The sequence below is a fragment of the Buttiauxella sp. genome, assembly GCF_049686335.1.
In the GTDB taxonomy this organism is placed as follows: domain Bacteria; phylum Pseudomonadota; class Gammaproteobacteria; order Enterobacterales; family Enterobacteriaceae; genus Buttiauxella.
Map to the genome: position 1 here is coordinate 79,925 of NZ_JBAVHX010000004.1, position 16,612 is coordinate 96,536.

Here is a 16,612-nt window from a genome sequence, read left to right on the forward strand (position 1 = left end):
TATGAAAACGAATGATACTGTCGCGCTCAACGCCAAACCCACCTCGCCGTTTAGCTCGCGGGAAAACCTGCTGTTGCTGTTGCTAAAACTCCGCACCTTTATTGCGCTGTTTTTGATTGTCGGCTTCTTCGCCATCATGGTGCCGGATTTCCTCGCCATGGGCAGTCTGGTGATCATGATTAAACACATCGCAATCAACGCCTTCCTGGCACTGGGCATCACCTTTGTCATCATCACCGCGGGGATTGATCTGTCGATTGGCGCAACGCTCGGGCTGTGCGGCATGATTGCCGGTTGGCTGATTACCAAAGGCATTGTGTTGCCGATGTTTGGCATCGCCATTTTCCCGAGCGTGTGGGTGGTTGTGCCGCTGGTGCTGTTAATAGGCGGGCTGATTGGCGCGGGAAATGGCTGGATTATTACCCGCTACAATGTCGCGCCGTTTATCTGCACGCTCGGCACCATGTACGTGTTGCGCGGTGCCGCCATGCTGACCTCCGGCGGTGAAACCTTCCCCGGTCTTTCCGGTAATCCACAACTCGGTAATACCGGTTTTGACCTGATAGGTTCCGGCACCTTCTTCGGTATCCCGTGGGCTATCTGGATAATGATTGTGCTCGCCATCGCGATTGCTTATGTCGCGCGTCGCCTGCCGTTTGGCCGCCATGTTTATGCTATTGGCGATAACGAACGCGCCGCCGAACTCTCGGGCGTCAAAGTGCGCCAGGTAAAAATATGGGTCTACACCCTTTCAGGTTTTTGCGCCGCTATTGCCGGGATTGTGGTTTCCGCGCAACTGGTTGCCAGCCACCCAGCCAACGGTACCGCCTTTGAAATGAACGCCATCGCCGCGGTGGTACTTGGCGGCACATCCCTTGCCGGCGGGCGCGGCACGATCCTCGGCACCCTTGTTGGCGCATTTGTGATTGGTTTCCTCGCCGACGGGTTGGTGATGATGGGTGTGAGTGAATTCTGGCAAATGGTCATCAAAGGCATCGTGATTATCGTCGCGGTCATTATCGACCAGATGCAAAACCGCATGCAGCAGAAAGCCGCGGTGGTGGCGCAAAAGGCCATTATGGAAAGTAGCGGGAAAGTGTAGCGCGTCACAAATCCAGCATGATGGGCTTTTTTTTACCCATCCGGAATATTTATTCGTCTATGATTTTTAATGCAAGAGGTAACACTATGAATCCGTTCGCACTGTCAGTTACGGATCTGGAAAAGAGAGCGCGCGCTGTCCGTCGCCGCATCGTCCTTCTAAATGCCAACAGTCCGGCAGGTGGCCATACCGGAGCCGATTTATCACAGGTGGAAATCCTCACCGCCCTGTACTTTCGGATACTGAATTGTTCGCCAGAGCTGATAAATAGCGACGAGCGCGACATCTATATTCAGTCCAAAGGCCATGCGGTTGGCGGCTATTACTGTGTACTGGCAGAAGCAGGATTTATTCCGCTGGAGTGGCTGCCGACTTACCAGCACGCCGATTCACACCTGCCTGGTCATCCGGTGAAACATAAAACACCAGGTGTGGAGCTTAACACGGGCGCACTCGGCCACGGCCTGCCCGTCGCCGTCGGTATCGCGTTGGCAGCAAAGCGTAATAACAGCCTTCGTCGTGTATTCGTGGTCACCGGGGATGGTGAATTAGCCGAGGGCAGTAACTGGGAAGCCGCTCTGGTCGCCGCCCATTATCAGCTCGATAACCTGATCATTATTAACGATAAGAACAACCTGCAACTCGCGGGTTCGACCAAAGAGATCCTTAACACCGATCCGCTGGATGAGAAATGGCGCGCGTTTGGCATGGAAGTCACCGAATGTCGTGGCAATGACATGGCCGACGTCGTCGCGACACTGGAAGGGTTGGAGCCGCACGGCAAACCGCATGTGGTGATCGCCAACACCACCAAAGGCGCGGGCATCTCCTTTATTCAGGGACGTGCAGAATGGCACCACCGGATACCAAAAGGTGACGAAATCGAACTGGCGCTGGAGGAACTGAAAGATGAGTAATAGCGAACATCTGGCAACCGTGATGGTGAATGCCTTTATTGACGCCGTCGAACGCGGCGTGGACCTGGTGCCGGTGGTCGCGGACTCCACCTCTACGGCCAAAATATCTCCGTTTATCAAACAATTTCCAGACCGGCTGGTGAATGTTGGGATTGCCGAGCAAACCCTGGTGGGCACCGCGGTGGGTTTATCGATGGGCGGTAAAATTGCCGTCACCTGCAACGCCGCACCTTTTTTGATTTCACGTGCCAACGAACAGATCAAAGTGGACGTCTGCTACAACAATAGCAACGTGAAACTGTTTGGCCTCAATGCGGGCGCCAGCTACGGCCCGCTCGCCAGTACTCACCACAGTATTGATGACATCGCCGTGCTGCGCGGTTTTGGCAATATCGAAATCTATGCACCGTCCTGCCCGATTGAGTGCCGCCAGATTATCGACTACGCCCTCGAACACGTTGGGCCGGTCTATATTCGCCTCGATGGTAAAGCGCTTCCGGAATTGCACGACGCCGATTACCGCTTTACGCCAGGTAGCATTGACCTGTTGCGCGAAGGTGCAGATGTGGCGTTAGTTGCCATGGGTTCGACGGTACATGAAGTTGTCACAGCTGCGGCGCAGCTCGCAGATTTGGGCATTAATGCGGCGGTGATCAACGTTCCGTCTATCCGACCTTGCGATACCGCTCAACTTCTCACCATGCTTAAAAAATCACGTCACGTGATAACCGTTGAAGAGCACAACGTGAATGGCGGTGTGGGCAGTCTGGTGGCTGAAGTGTTAGCCGAAGCCGGTTGCGGCATCCCGTTGTTACGGCTGGGCATTACCGACGGTAGCTATGCGATTGCCGCGGATCGTAAGGAAATGCGTGCCCATCATGGAATTGATGCCGCAGGAGTGACTCGTTCCGCCACGGCGCTTTGCAAAGGAGCATAGCCATGTCCAGCCCGATAATTCTGGCTATTGATGAGGGCACCACCAACGCCAAAGTTGTGGCGGTCGATCGTGATGGGATTATTTGCGCCCGTTACAGTGTCGGCGTACCGATGAACCACCCCGCCCCCGGGCTTGCCGAGCAAGATCCGATGGTGTTATGGCAAGCGGTAAGCGAGGCACTGAGCGGCTGTTTACAGCAACTCGATTCAGTCAGCGTCGCAGGGATTGCCATCAGTAATCAGCGCGAATCGGTGCTGGTGTGGCAGCGTCACGACGGAAAACCGCTCACTCCGGTGGTGAGCTGGCAAGACCGACGTTCAGAAGCGCAGTGCCAGGCGTTACTCAGCGCGGGTCACGGCGAATTAATAACCCAGCTGACGGGCTTGCCGGTTGATCCTCTGTTCCCGGCGGCGAAGATTCGCTCCCTGCTCGATGCGATTCCTGACGGGTTGTTACGCGCCGAACGCGGGGAGTTGTGCATTGGCACCATCGATAGCTGGCTGTGCTGGCAACTGACTGACGGGCACGCTTTTACGACCGATTTTTCCAACGCCGCCCGCACCCAACTGTTCAATATTTATCAGGGCCAGTGGGACGATGAGTTGCTGAAAATATTCGGCATTCCTTGCGCAGCACTGCCAGAAGTTCGCCCTTCGGCCTCCCACCACGGTGAAGTGCAAATCGGCACAATTGCGGGACTGGCAACAGGAACCCCGATCCTGGCACTGATTGGTGACTCGCACGCCGCACTGTACGCCCAACGCAGCTTGTGCGGACAGGTGGTGAAAGCCACGTATGGCACCGGCTCGTCGTTAATGTTGTCGTTGCCCGAACCGGTCAAACGCAGCAATTCGCTGAGCACCACGCTTGCCTGGCATGACGGTGAGCTGAATTACGCTCTCGAAGGCAACATTACTCACACCGGTTCAGGTGCCGCCTGGCTGGGAAAAATGCTGGGAATTAACGACCCCGCCGCCCTGACGCAACTGGCGCAATCCACGCTGGATAATCAGGGCGTGTATTACGTCCCGGCGCTCTCCGGCCTTGGTGCTCCCTGGTGGGATTTGCATGCACGCGGCATGATTTGTGGCCTGACTGACGCCGCCACCCCCGCCGTACTGGCGAGAGCGGCACTGGAATCACTGGTCTACCAAATCGCTGATGTCTTTTTCGCGATGGAGCAAGCCACCGGCCAGCGTATTGAATCGCTGTGCGTTGACGGCACCGCCACCAAAAATCGCTGGTTGATGCAGTTACAAGCCAATGTGCTGCAACGCCCGCTCATCATTCAGCCAGCGGCGGAAATCTCGGCACTCGGTGCCACGCTGCTGGCCGGAAAAACCCTCGGTTGGTGGCAAGACGGCACAGCCCTTGCGGCCCTGGCAAACTGCGGCGAGCGTTTAGAGCCGCAGGCAGAACAACAAAAAGTAATGCAAGAAAACTATAAACAGTGGCTTGAAGCTGTGGCGCGCTGCCGCTTTGTGCCGAATCATAATCTTCTGGCCTAAGTCATTCGAGGTGCAGGCGAGCGAGAGCAGCTAACACGCCTGCAACTTGAAGAACGACGGCTAAATTCTGGAGTGAAGCCATGTCTCGTATCCCAAAACAACTCACCTTCGGCGTAATCATCGGTAACCGTGGGTTTTTCCCGAGCTATTTAGTGGCACAGGCGCATGAACAGGCCGAAGCGCTGTTTAGCAAACTGGGTATCAACACCGTGATGTTAAAAGATGGGCAAACCCATCTGGGTGGCGTAGAAACCCGTCAGGACGCCAAAGTGTGCGCCGAACTTTTCCGCCAGCATCGTGATGAAATTCATGGTGTTGTGGTGCTACTGCCGAACTTTGGTGACGAAAAAGCGGTCGCAGAAGCGATTCGTTTGTCGGGTCTTAACGTCCCGGTATTGATCCAGGCCGAAGAAGATAATCTCGACAAAATGGGGCTGGCGACTCGCCGTGATAGTTTCTGCGGGAAAATCTCCCTGTGTAATAACCTGCGCCAGTACAACATTCCGTTCACCCTCACCACACAGCATGTTTGCGCCTTAAGCGGTGAAGTGTTCGAAGCCGATTTACAGCGCTTTGCCCAAATTTGTCGGGTGGTGAAATCCATGCAGGGCGTGCGAATTGGTGCGATTGGTGCGCGTCCGGCCAGCTTCAACACGGTGCGCTATAGCGAAAAACTGCTCGAGAAAATGGGCGTGGCGGTTGAAACTCTCGACCTTTCAGAAATCTTCACCCGCATCAAACATATCAGTGATGACGACCTGCGCGTACACGAGAAGCGCGGCATCTTAATTGAGAATGCCGATGCCAGTGGCATCCCGGCAGACAAATTGACCACCATGGCAAAACTGTTTGTGGTGATCAGCGAATGGGTGGTGGCAAACGACATCGACACCACTGCGATCCAGTGCTGGACGTCGCTTCAGGAAAACCTCGGGATTAACGTCTGTTCCATCATGAGTGTGATGTCCGGGCAGTTAATGCCAAGCGCCTGCGAAGTGGATGTGATGGGTGCGCTGTCAATGTACGCCCTTGCCAGCGCGTCGCTCAATCCCGCCTCGATTGCCGACTGGAATAACAACTTCGGCGACGATCGCAACAAATGCGTGCTGTTCCACTGCGGCAACTTCGCCAGCAGCAGCCTGGAATCACCGTCGATGGGCACGGCGGATATTATCGGTACCACCGTGGGTAAAGAGAACACCTGCGGCGCGGTACATGGTCGCCTGAAAAGCGGCGCGCTGACCTACTTCCGTCTGTCATCGGATGATTTCACCGGCGAAGTTAAAGCCTATGTCGGCGAAGGCCAGTCGGTTGATGATGCGCTGGATACCGTCGGTTGCCGCGCGGTGATTGAAGTGCCGCATCTGGAGAATTTACTGGCGTGGATTTGTAATAACGGCTTTGAACACCACGTCGCCATGAACCACTCAGCGACGGGTGTGGTTTTGCAGGAAGCGTTCAGTAAGTATTTGAACGTGAATTGTTATTTGCATCGTTAAGGTGAAATGGTGGATGACGCATTCGCTTATCCACCCTACCTCTATCCACCCTACAACAGCACTACGTGTTTTGACTTTGTAGGGCGGATAAGCGCAGCGTCATCCGCCGAAATCATTCATATTGATAACCCACGCTCGCGCATCAACTGAGCGAGTGCGGCGTCCCTGGCCAGAACGTCCCAGGCATCAATCACCGCCGTCGGGATATCAACATGGGTGATAAAATCCCGCCCTTGTGGACCGTAACCCTGGGCATCATCTCTGATACGTGGAATCTCCCCGAGCGCCAGCGAAATATAACGCTCAACCGGCCATAAGCCCTTTTCATCAAGTGTAAACGTCGTCCGGGTACCGTGACTCTGCAGAACCGGCACCACGCCCGGCCAGCTGCGCCAGTGCGGTTGATGCGCTTCACCCTGCCAGACGCGTTCAAAAGTCGCGACGGTACGGCGTTGCATAGTCGGGTCCTGAACGATAATCACGCTCTTAGGGGTAATGTGCAGCGTTTGCATCAAGTCATAACTAAAACGCGCGTTCTCTCCGCAGTTGCTGGACTTCTCTTCCGTCAGCACTTTTTCTGCGGGGATCTTCCAGAACTGGGTAGCAATATCTTTGAGGATGGCAGCTTCCGCACGCCCGGTAGTGGGAATGGTGTTCAATAGCGGGTGTTTAGCGATAGCGCTGTATAAAAAGGTGGTGGAATGGCCGATGCCACCGGTAATCAGCAGCGGCAATTCACTGTTGGCCGCCAGCTGGCACGCCGCTTCAATCGTCGGGATAACGGCATTGCCGGCGAGGATAATCAGCTCCCCATCAGACACGGCGGGCGGTGCATCAAACTCATTATGAGAAAGCCACTCGCCAAGCGTATTAATGGCATCGATAGTTGTGGCCTGCAAAGCTGGAAATGTTGTCGTCAACATAACCCCTCCTTGTTAAAAACCAGCGCACATCATAACGCAGGCCATAACGTTACAGTATAGGGGAGCTCTGAGACTTCAATAAGCGTGGCGAAAACGGTGGATGACGCTGGCGCTTATCCACCCTACAAACCGTTTTTCGTAGGTCGGATAAACGTAGCGTCATGCACCCTACAAAACCGTAATTCGTAGGTCGGATAAGCGTAGCGTCATCCGACAAATCTGTTCACGCTAATTTATAAACCCGCGCCTCCCACGGGTGCAGCCGATAGATTTCATCAACCTGAGGGTAATTCCCCAGCACGCAATTGGCCCATTCGAGCGGTAATTCTTCGCTCAACCAACGGGCAGATTTGGAGGACATATTGCACAGCACCACAAACTCCGTCTCATCAAGTACGCGTCGATAAGCATAGATTTGTGGGTGATCTTTCAGCTCCAGCTCATAACGCCCGTAAATCAACGCGCGCTGTTGCTTGCGTAAATGGATCAGTGAACGGTAGAAGTTCAGCACCGAATCGGGGTCTTGCTGCTGGCTGGCAACGTTGATCATCTCAAAATTGGCATTCACCTTAAACCAGGGTGTGCCGTCGCTGAAACCGGCATTTGGCCACGAGTTCCATTGCATCGGCGTGCGCGAGTTATCACGTCCGGTGTTGGTCAGAAACGCGATAATCTCTTCTTCGCTTTTGCCCTCGGCTTCCATCTCGCGCCAGATGTTTTTCGCTGACACATCATCGAAATCGTCCAGCCCCTCGAAGCGGGTATTGGTCATGCCGATTTCCTGGCCCTGGTAGATAAACGGTGTGCCCTGCATTAAGAAAAACAGCGCGGCAATACAGGTGGCGCTCTCCCGCCAGTGATGTTCGGTGTCGCCCCAGCGCGACGTAATGCGCGTCAGATCGTGGTTTTCCACATACAACGCATTCCAGCCTTTGCCTTCCAGCGCCTCCTGCCAGGCAGTGAAGATTTTCTTCAGTACTGCCGGTTCCGGACGTAAACCCGCTTCCGGCTCCCATAAACGCACGTGTTCAAACTGGAACACCATGCTCAGCCGGTTGCGATGCTCGCCCACCCACTCCTCAGCGTGGTCGGCAAACAGGCCGTTCATTTCACCGACCGTGACGATGTCGTAATTTTTGAGCACGTTGCGGCTCATGTCATCCACATAGTCGAGCAGCCCGTCATAATTAAGATGGCTTTTCATTGAGGGTGCGTAACGCAGTTTGTCAGGATTAGGTACATCGGCAAACAGCGGCTCTTTTTTCAGATGGGCGATGGCGTCGATACGGAAACCGTCGATCCCTTTGTCCAGCCACCAGCGCATCATGTCGTAAACGGCCGCACGCATCTCTTTGTTTTCCCAGTTCAAATCCGGCTGGCGACGGGTAAACAAATGCAGATAATACTGGTCGGTTTGCGAGTCAAATTCCCATGTCGAACCTTTAAAGATCCCTTCCCAGTTATTCGGCTCTGCACCATTTTTACCGTCGCGCCAGGTGTACCAGTCGCGTTTCGGGTTATCGCGCGACGAACGGGACTCCAGAAACCACGGGTGTTCATCGGAAGTATGGTTGACCACCAGGTCGATAATCAGCCGCATGCCGCGAGCATGAACCTGCTGCAAAAGGCGGTCAAAATCTGCCATGGTGCCAAACTCCGCCATGATCTCCTGATAATCGCTAATGTCGTAGCCGTTGTCGTCATTAGGCGATTTATACATCGGGCAGATCCAAATCAGATCGATGCCAAGATCTTTGAGGTAGTCGAGTTTTTCGGTGATACCGTTCAGGTCGCCAATGCCATCACCGTTGCTGTCCTTGAAGCTGCGTGGATAAATCTGGTAGGCCACCGCCTCTTTCCACCAGTTCGCCATGGTTAACTCCTCATCAATAAGGCAAAAGATTCATAAGGTTGCAGTTCAATACTGACCGCCAGCTGGTCACGCGGCGCATAGTTGCTAATCAAACATTCGCCATGCCAGCCCTGCATCGATTCGGGTATCTCGAGGGTGAGGTGCTCGCGGGAGAAGTTGTTGATCACCAGCAAACGCTCGTCATCAAGTGCGCGCAGCCAGGCAAAAACCTGCGCATGCTGCTGCATCACCGGCTGGTAATCGCCGTACACCAGCACCGGATAATTTTTGCGTAGCGCAATCAGTTTTTGGTAGTGCCAGAGGATGGAGTCCGGCTCCTCAAGTGCTGCCGCAACGTTGATTTCGCGGTAATTAGGGTTGACGGCAATCCACGGTGTGCCCGACGTAAAACCGGCATTCGGGCTGGCGTCCCACTGCATCGGCGTGCGGGCGTTATCGCGTCCGTTAGCATGAATGCCGAGCATCATTTCCTCGTGGCTGACACCTGCCGCCAGCCGCTCGCGATAAAGATTCAGACTTTCAATATCGCGGTATTCATCGATATTTCCGAAGCGCACGTTAGTCATGCCGATTTCTTCGCCCTGATAGATATACGGTGTGCCTTTCAGGCAGTGCAGCGCGGTGGCGAGCATTTTGGCGGAAGGTTCACGAAACTCCCCTTCATCACCAAATTTTGATACCGCGCGCGGCAAGTCGTGGTTGCTCCAGAACAATGAGTTCCAGCCCTGGTCGGCAAGCTGCGTTTGCCACTTTTCGATAACCGCTTTGAAGCTCGCCAGCTCAAACGGCTTGCTGCGCCACTTCCCGGCATTTTCATCCCAGAATTGTTTGATGTGATCAAACTGGAACACCATCGACAGCTCTTCTCGCTCTTCACCGCTGTAAAGCAGCGCATCATCCGGCGTCGCACTCCAGGTTTCACCGACAGTGACGTAATCGCCTTTGCCAAAGGTGGCGCGGTTCATCTGGCGAATCAGGGCATGGAGATGTTTGCCGTTCGCCATGATCTGCTGATCCACCTCTTTGCCGATAAGATCGATAACGTCCATACGGAAGCCACCGATGCCTTTCGCCAGCCAGCGATTCATCATGGCGTGGACTTCATCGTGTACGCGCTGGTTGTCCCAGTTAAGATCGGGCTGGCGTACGGAAAACTGGTGCAGATAATATTCGCCGCTGGCTTCGTCTAACGCCCAGCCACTGCCACCAAAATAGGAGCGGAAATCATTCGGCGGGCCGCCATCTGCCGCAGGTTTGCGCCAGATATAAAATTCACGGTAAGGATTGTCTGTGGATTTCAGCGCCTCGATAAACCACGGATGTTCATCAGAAGTATGGTTGACGACTAAATCCATCAGGATATGAATATTGCGCTGTCTGGCCTGCTGGATAAGAGATTCCATTTCCGCCATGGTGCCAAATTCGGCGGCAATGTCTTCATAATCGGAGATGTCGTAACCGTTGTCGTCCATCGGCGAGCGATAAACGGGCGAGAGCCAAATCAGGTTAATGCCGAGTTGTTGCAGATAATCGAGCTTGCTGATGATGCCGTTGATATCCCCGATACCATCGCCGTTGCTGTCCATAAAACTGCGCGGATAGATTTGGTACACCACCGTGTTGTGCCACCATTTTTTTTCCACAGATTTCTCCTTTTTTGTCGGATGACGCTGCGCTTATCCGACCTACACGCAATATCCGTCGGGTGGATGATGTTTCGACATAGGCGCTGTTTCCGTAGGGTGGATAAGCGCAGCGTCATCCACCGCAATAATCATCGCCTAAATTCGCACAAACGCCCGCCCGTCGCTGTTAAACAAGTAGCAGTTTTCAGGCGGAAGACGCAGCCCGATACGACGGTCGGTTTGGATTTCAAGTCTTTGAGTATGGCGCATCACTAACGGTTCGCTACCGTAACCGCTATTAACATAGAGCAAAGTTTCGTTGCCCATCTGCTCAACAAACAGCACTTCGCCTTCAATATCTGCCTGCGCCAGCCCGGTAATCTGGATATGTTCCGGGCGGATCCCCAGTTGCACCACCTGCCCCTCATGAACACCAGCCCCGTTTATCGGCAGGGAAATTTGCTGGCGATTCTCAAGCCTCACGTCAGTGCGCAGTGAACTGCCGTGGGTTAACACACCCGGGATCAGGTTCATTTTTGGCGAGCCAATAAACTGTGCCACAAACACGTTTGCCGGGCGGTCGTATAGCTCAAGCGGCGTGCCAACCTGCTCAATTTGCCCCTGGTTTAACACCACAATACGGTCAGCCAGCGTCATCGCCTCGACCTGGTCGTGGGTGACGTACAAAATCGTGGCGTTGATGCGTTTATGAAGTGCGGCGATCTCCATACGCATCTGCACGCGCAGTGAAGCATCAAGATTCGACAGCGGTTCATCGAACAAAAACAGGCTCGGTTCGCGCACAATGGCACGGCCAATCGCGACGCGCTGACGCTGACCGCCGGAGAGATCTTTTGGCCGCCGTTCAAGCAAATGCTCAAGTTGCAAAATTCGCGCACTTTCCCGCACTTTTTCGTCGATAACTTTTACCGGCAGTTTTGCCATCTCCAGCGCAAACGCCATATTCTGGTACACCGTCATATGCGGATAGAGCGCGTAGGACTGGAACACCATGCCGATACCGCGCTCTGAAGGAGAATCATCGTTCACGCAAACGCCATCGATGCGCATCTCGCCGCCGCTTATCTCCTCAAGCCCAGCCACCATCCGCAGCAAAGTGGATTTCCCGCAGCCTGATGGCCCCACCACCACCACAAACTCCCCGCTGTTCACTTCCAGATCGAGGGGTTTAATCACTTCCGAGCTGCTGCCGTAGCGTTTTTGAATTTTATCGAGCACGAGTTGCGCCATGGTTATCCCTTAATCGCTCCGCTGGTAAGCCCACTGACAATACGTTTCTGGAAGATGAGCACCAGTACGATAATCGGCAACGTCACCACCACCGATGCCGCCATAATGCTGCCCCACGGCAGTTCAAAGGTTGATGCGCCGCTGAACATACTGATAGCCACCGGTACGGTGCGTTTGTCGCCAGAAATAATAAACGTCAGCGCGAACATGAATTCATTCCACGCGCCGATAAACGCCAGCAGCCCGGTGGTGACCAGCGCGGGCGCCAGAATCGGGGCAAACACGCGGCGAATAATGGTCCAGGTTTTCGCCCCATCCACAATCGCGGCCTCCTCCAGTTCAACCGGAATCGACTTCATAAAAGTGGTTAGCACCCAGACGGTGAACGGCAGCGAAAAAGTGGTGTATGAGAGCACCAGCGCACCGAGGGAGTCATAAAGCCCAAGAAAACGCACCAGCTCAAACATGCCCGTCAGTACTGCCACTTGCGGAAACATCGACACGCACAGAATGGTGAACAGCAGGAATTTGCGCCCGCGAAACGGCACTCGCGCCAGGGCAAACGAGGCGGTGATAGCGACTAACAAACAGATGCCCACGGTTAGGGTTGCCACCAGCACCGAGTTAAGCAAACTGCGGGCAATACCGTTATCAACCAGCGCCACCACATAGTTATGCCAGTGATACCCACTGGGCAGATACGCGGGTAAAAACAGCTCCTGCCCGGTGCGCAACGAGGTCAGAATCGCGTAATAAAACGGGAAAACGCAGAACAGCACGGCGAGCGTCGCGCCAGTATAGATAACCAGTTGGTGGCCGAATTTGCGTTGCCGACGCGTGGTTTTCATCAGCGCTTCTCCTTTTCGTTCAATCGTGAAACGCGGATAAAGCAGGCAGCAATCCCCGCCACCATCATAAACACCAGCACCGAGGCCGCCGAGCCGACGCCCATATCCTGATAGGAGATGATCTGCTCGCGGGCATATCCGGAAACGGACATGGTCGCCTCACTGTTGGAGGTCAGGACGAAAATCAAATCGAAGATGCGCATCGCATCCATCACCCGGAAGATCAGCGCCACAATCATCGCCGGCATGATCAGTGGCAGCGTGATGCGCTTGAACCGTTGCCAGGGGCTGGCACCATCGACACGCGCGGCCTCGTACAGATCGCCAGGGATCAGCTGAAGTGCGGCCAACAGCATCAAAGCCATAAACGGCGTGGTTTTCCAGACATCCGCAATCACCACCGCCCACATCGATAACGACGGCTCAGCAATCCACGCCAGATGCGCCTGATAACCGAATATTTTCGCCAGTAAATCGTTCACCACGCCGTATTGATCGTGGAACATCCAGCCCCACATTTTGGCGCTGACAATCGTTGGGATCGCCCACGGCACCAGGATAGCGGTACGTACTAACCCCTGGCCGCGAAATTTCTGGTTCATCAGTAGCGCCAGCAGCATGCCAAGCAGCAGCTCTAAACCGACGGAAACCACGGTAAACCACAGCGTGTTACCGACCGCCTGCCACCATAAAGGATCGACCAGCACGCCACTGCTGTCACCGTCGTTGGTGGCGTAATAGTTAGCCAGCCCCACCATCTGGTAATCGGATGGATTGTCGAGCATCGCATTGGTGAAACTGAAAAAGAAGGTGCGCACCAGCGGCCAACCCGCCGCCAGTGCAAGTAACAAGAGTGCTGGCGCCACCAGTATCCACGCGATACGGCGACGCCGCTGTTGGTAGCCTAAGTGCGCCAATTAATGCCAGTCCTTGCCTTTGACACGCTCAAGACGTTTTTCCAGATCCGCCACGGCGGTTTTGCCGTCGCTGCCGCCATTGAGCACCTTAAAGGTGACGTTAAAAATGGCGTTGGAAACACGCGGGTACTGGCTTTTGGTCGCCGTTGCCGGACGTGGTACCGCGTTGGCGAAGATCTCTTTAAACAGCGTCAGATGTGGCGCGGTTTCAAGCACCGCTTTGTCCTCATACAAGGCCGAGCGTGTCGGTGCGAAGCCCAGATACTTGAGCTGCATTTTCTGCGAATCGGCATCGGTAAGGATCTTCAGCAGCGCAATCGCTGCATCTTTGTTTTTGGTATTAGCATTGATAGACCACTGCCAGCCGCCGAGTGCGTTGGCCGACTTGCCATCCGGACCGGCAGGAAGTGGCGCCACGCCCACTTTGCCTTTGAGCGGGCTATCCGCCCCCTGGGAGAGCAGATAAGCGTAAGGCCAGTTACGCATAAACAGCGCGTCACCGTTCTGGAACACCGAACGTGACTCCTCTTCTTTGTAGCCTAACGCCCCTTTCGGCGTGATTTTGCCAATCCAGCCCGCGACCATATCCAGTGCTGCCGCAGCCTTCGGATTATTAATGGTCACGTTCCCTTTTTCGTCGATGAACGTGCCACCGCCGTAGGAATCTATCCACTCCAGCGCGTTACAGGTCAGCCCTTCATACGATTTACCCTGGAAGATCATCCCCCAGAAGTTTTTATGCCCGGCTTTGCGCTCTTCTTCCTGAATTTTGGTGGCGATGCGCGTCAGCTCTTCCCAGGTTTTTGGCGGCTGTTCGTTGTATTTTTCCAGCAGATCTTTGCGGTAATAAAGCACGCCAGTGTCCAGATAAGCTGGAACGGCTTTCACCTTGCCGTTTACCGTGTCGTTCGCCCATGGGCCTGGGAAGAAATCACCTTTCATGTCGCCGACGGCGTCAGTCAAATCGAGCGTTTGCTTATCCAGCAGGCCGACCCAGATGGTATCTGACTGGAACAAATCGACCGCTTTCTCATCTTTGGCGGCAAACAACTGCTGCAGCAAAGCCAGCTTCTCGTCAGATGCCGCAGGGAATTCGATGAACTCCAGCTTGTTGCTGGTTTGCTTTTCAAAACGGTCTTTGACGTAGTTGCAGTATTCCTTACCGCCGGGGGAGATCGGGCATTCCATACGCAGAGTATCGGCCAGCGCGGCGTTAGAAACGCCCGCCAGCGCTAAGGTAATAAGACTTAACGTCAGCTTTTTCATTGTTTCCTCTTTTGTTCAGGCCGGACCGGAGGGAGGTGAAAAAACAGCACACCATTTGAAAAGCTAGTTAATAACCAAGCCATGCGGCAACTTAGCACCCTAACCTTTGTGCGAATTCTCGACGTGGTGCACGTATCGCTATTTTTTATTTCACTTTTGCGCAGGACACGCTACGGGGTATCTACAACCCGATAATCTAGTGACCAACAGCATGGCAAAACGGGCAGTAATATCCGGAAACGGATAATTTTTGTGAAACCATAATTGATGTATGATTCCTGTCAATTTATAACCACTCTCTAATTAATGGATTAATTATGACTGTTTATCACCTCAGTACTCGTATTCATTCAAACGTATCACCCGGTTCTTTACTCTATGATTTATGTATTTATCGAATGGATTCCAACAACAATAAATTTCCTGTTGTTGACGTTAAGCAGCAACCTATTCAGGGTGGTTATGAAACGCTGAGTCATATTACTGAAAATATCAGCGAACCCCTTTCAACTATTTATAATATGGAAGTCACGCTTTACCTGAAAACCATGCTCCATATACATTGCATTACCCCTTTACCTTTTACCCGGATGTACACTTTAGAAGAGTTTGCCAGCGGCAAAGCCTGGTCTCCCGTTAAGCGTGAAAATCCCTGCTATTTCGTTTCAACAGGTACCTCGGAACTGGAAAGTGAGAGTGGAAACATCGTGACTGTAAACATATCCAGGCAGGAAAGACCTTTTATTGCTGAGCAATTTCCTGTTGGAGACCCACAAGATCCATTTGAAAAAAATATAATTAAAGAGCAGATAAAAAATAGATTTAACCACGTTACATTCCCCAACCAGAATGCAGGCAGCTTATGTGGACCTGCTGTCTTTTTCTATTGTCTGCAAAGGGACAGGCCAGATGTTTATGCCCAGGCTGCAAATGATTTGTGGCAATACGGGAAAACAAAAATTGGTGAGCTTGAAATAGCGCCCGGTGAGGGTTGTCGGCATCCTTCTGGGGATTTTTACGATACTTTTGGACCCAGAATATTGGGTCTGGACTGGATGACGCTTGCAGGTCTGAGAGATACAGAAAATACCGTATTAAGCTTTGATACGCTCGATTCCCCTGTTGCCGGGATTACTCTGTGGCATACGCTTACAGAATGGTTTGAGAAAGCAGGATATATAAAGGTATTCAGTAATGTCGGTATTACACAGGCGGGCATACAGGGAATTCAAGATTTAAATGACTATGTAAAGCAAGGCTATAAAGTTGTCTCACTCATCAATGACAGCTTATTAGAAGGAAGTTTGTCTGAACGGTCGACATATCCTACACACTGGGTTGTCTGGGATAGCCCTGTCATTGAGGATCCGGACGGAACGGTGCATCTGACGTTATTTTCGTGGGGACAGAGTGTAGATCAGATTAAACCCGGAAAAGATCTTTCATTTTTCATTAATCGTTTTTTTGGAGGGGTGGTTTTTAAACCAATCAAATGAATAAATACCTCTTACGCTGTGTTGTAGTCGGAGGACTATTCTGTCTTTCAGCTTGCAGTATTTTAAGCCCGAAGGCGGAATATATTCCCGATAATAGGGAATTAAAACCTGCCACAGTGGGTGTTCCATATTTTGTTAAAATCGATATTATCGGTGGTCGGGTTATTGGGGGGTGGTACCATCCCGAGCCTCAGTACAGGCCGGGATTAGTTACGCCGAATGATGCTGGCATTTTCCTTCGGAACTGTCAGTTAACTGGGCGGAAAACACAATCTCTGATGCCCAAAGAACGCCTTTATAATGGTAACTGTATCGAAGTGTATGGTACTCCGCTAAAAGCAGGGGAGCTAAAAATAAATATCAATGGGGGAATGTATGGAAATATGTTCGCCCCTGCCAGTGAATTTAGCAAAGAATACACACTAAATGTTGTTGAACCATAAATTTCAG

14 protein-coding genes are annotated in these 16,612 nt (G+C 53.0%); 7 read left to right on the forward strand and 7 right to left on the reverse strand.

Annotation, left to right across the window (positions count from 1 at the left end):
• The first annotated feature begins 1 nt into the window (after window position 1).
• The 5 genes from WBL83_RS00705 to WBL83_RS00725 all read left to right on the forward strand — a co-directional run bounded on the left by WBL83_RS00705 (window position 2) and on the right by WBL83_RS00725 (window position 5,963).
• Window positions 2–1,102, forward strand: a complete 1,101-nt coding sequence (locus tag WBL83_RS00705; RefSeq protein ID WP_424587333.1) for an ABC transporter permease — start codon at window positions 2–4, stop codon at window positions 1,100–1,102.
• Between the two features lie 86 nt (window positions 1,103–1,188).
• Window positions 1,189–2,019 carry a transketolase gene (locus WBL83_RS00710; protein ID WP_424587334.1) on the forward strand — a complete coding sequence of 277 codons (831 nt, stop codon included), beginning with the start codon at window positions 1,189–1,191 and terminating at the stop codon, window positions 2,017–2,019.
• Window positions 2,012–2,956, forward strand: coding sequence for a transketolase family protein (locus tag WBL83_RS00715; RefSeq protein ID WP_424587335.1), 945 nt, complete (start codon window positions 2,012–2,014; stop codon window positions 2,954–2,956). The genes WBL83_RS00710 and WBL83_RS00715 overlap by 8 nt, the downstream gene beginning before the upstream one ends.
• Before the next feature lie 2 nt (window positions 2,957–2,958).
• Window positions 2,959–4,464, forward strand: coding sequence for an FGGY family carbohydrate kinase (locus WBL83_RS00720; RefSeq protein ID WP_424587336.1), 1,506 nt, complete (start codon window positions 2,959–2,961; stop codon window positions 4,462–4,464).
• An 80-nt stretch (window positions 4,465–4,544) separates the two neighbouring features.
• The gene (locus WBL83_RS00725; protein ID WP_424587337.1) at window positions 4,545–5,963 is read left to right on the forward strand and encodes an L-fucose/L-arabinose isomerase family protein; all 1,419 of its coding nucleotides are present in this window, start codon (window positions 4,545–4,547) and stop codon (window positions 5,961–5,963) included.
• 116 nt (window positions 5,964–6,079) lie between these two features.
• Here the strand turns inward: WBL83_RS00725 and WBL83_RS00730 are convergent, their stop codons facing one another.
• The 7 genes from WBL83_RS00730 to WBL83_RS00760 all read right to left on the reverse strand — a co-directional run bounded on the left by WBL83_RS00730 (window position 6,080) and on the right by WBL83_RS00760 (window position 14,666).
• A complete protein-coding gene (locus WBL83_RS00730) occupies window positions 6,080–6,886 on the reverse strand; it encodes a YdcF family protein (protein ID WP_424587338.1) in 807 nt (268 codons plus the stop codon).
• Window positions 6,887–7,109: 223 nt separating this feature from the next.
• A complete protein-coding gene (locus WBL83_RS00735) occupies window positions 7,110–8,759 on the reverse strand; it encodes an alpha-glucosidase (RefSeq protein ID WP_424587339.1) in 1,650 nt (549 codons plus the stop codon).
• A gap of 2 nt (window positions 8,760–8,761) precedes the next feature.
• On the reverse strand, window positions 8,762–10,402 hold the full coding sequence (locus tag WBL83_RS00740; RefSeq protein ID WP_424587340.1) for a glycoside hydrolase family 13 protein: 1,641 nt from the start codon (window positions 10,400–10,402) through the stop codon (window positions 8,762–8,764).
• Between the two features lie 138 nt (window positions 10,403–10,540).
• Window positions 10,541–11,635, reverse strand: a complete 1,095-nt coding sequence (locus WBL83_RS00745) for an ABC transporter ATP-binding protein (protein WP_424587341.1) — start codon at window positions 11,633–11,635, stop codon at window positions 10,541–10,543.
• 2 nt (window positions 11,636–11,637) lie between these two features.
• Entirely contained in the window at window positions 11,638–12,483 is an 846-nt protein-coding gene (locus WBL83_RS00750) for a carbohydrate ABC transporter permease (protein ID WP_424587342.1), read from the reverse strand.
• A complete protein-coding gene (locus WBL83_RS00755) occupies window positions 12,483–13,400 on the reverse strand; it encodes a carbohydrate ABC transporter permease (protein ID WP_424587343.1) in 918 nt (305 codons plus the stop codon). Before WBL83_RS00755 ends, WBL83_RS00750 begins: the two co-directional genes overlap by 1 nt.
• The gene (locus tag WBL83_RS00760) at window positions 13,401–14,666 is read right to left on the reverse strand and encodes an ABC transporter substrate-binding protein (RefSeq protein ID WP_424587344.1); all 1,266 of its coding nucleotides are present in this window, start codon (window positions 14,664–14,666) and stop codon (window positions 13,401–13,403) included. It lies immediately after the preceding gene.
• A gap of 317 nt (window positions 14,667–14,983) precedes the next feature.
• Between WBL83_RS00760 and WBL83_RS00765 the strand changes: the two genes are divergently transcribed.
• Window positions 14,984–16,162, forward strand: a complete 1,179-nt coding sequence (locus WBL83_RS00765; protein ID WP_424587345.1) for a hypothetical protein — start codon at window positions 14,984–14,986, stop codon at window positions 16,160–16,162.
• Window positions 16,159–16,605 (forward strand): hypothetical protein, encoded by a 447-nt coding sequence (locus tag WBL83_RS00770; protein WP_424587346.1) that lies wholly within the window; start codon window positions 16,159–16,161, stop codon window positions 16,603–16,605. Before WBL83_RS00765 ends, WBL83_RS00770 begins: the two co-directional genes overlap by 4 nt.
• Window positions 16,606–16,612: the final 7 nt, after the last annotated feature.

Coding starts and splice junctions, on each gene's coding strand:
- WBL83_RS00705 (WP_424587333.1), top strand. CDS start 2: ATGAAAACGAATGATACTGTCGCGCTCAACGCCAAACCCACCTCGCCG.
- WBL83_RS00710 (WP_424587334.1), top strand. CDS start 1,189: ATGAATCCGTTCGCACTGTCAGTTACGGATCTGGAAAAGAGAGCGCGC.
- WBL83_RS00715 (WP_424587335.1), top strand. CDS start 2,012: ATGAGTAATAGCGAACATCTGGCAACCGTGATGGTGAATGCCTTTATT.
- WBL83_RS00720 (WP_424587336.1), top strand. CDS start 2,959: ATGTCCAGCCCGATAATTCTGGCTATTGATGAGGGCACCACCAACGCC.
- WBL83_RS00725 (WP_424587337.1), top strand. CDS start 4,545: ATGTCTCGTATCCCAAAACAACTCACCTTCGGCGTAATCATCGGTAAC.
- WBL83_RS00730 (WP_424587338.1), bottom strand. CDS start 6,886: ATGTTGACGACAACATTTCCAGCTTTGCAGGCCACAACTATCGATGCC.
- WBL83_RS00735 (WP_424587339.1), bottom strand. CDS start 8,759: ATGGCGAACTGGTGGAAAGAGGCGGTGGCCTACCAGATTTATCCACGC.
- WBL83_RS00745 (WP_424587341.1), bottom strand. CDS start 11,635: ATGGCGCAACTCGTGCTCGATAAAATTCAAAAACGCTACGGCAGCAGC.
- WBL83_RS00750 (WP_424587342.1), bottom strand. CDS start 12,483: ATGAAAACCACGCGTCGGCAACGCAAATTCGGCCACCAACTGGTTATC.
- WBL83_RS00760 (WP_424587344.1), bottom strand. CDS start 14,666: ATGAAAAAGCTGACGTTAAGTCTTATTACCTTAGCGCTGGCGGGCGTT.
- WBL83_RS00765 (WP_424587345.1), top strand. CDS start 14,984: ATGACTGTTTATCACCTCAGTACTCGTATTCATTCAAACGTATCACCC.
- WBL83_RS00770 (WP_424587346.1), top strand. CDS start 16,159: ATGAATAAATACCTCTTACGCTGTGTTGTAGTCGGAGGACTATTCTGT.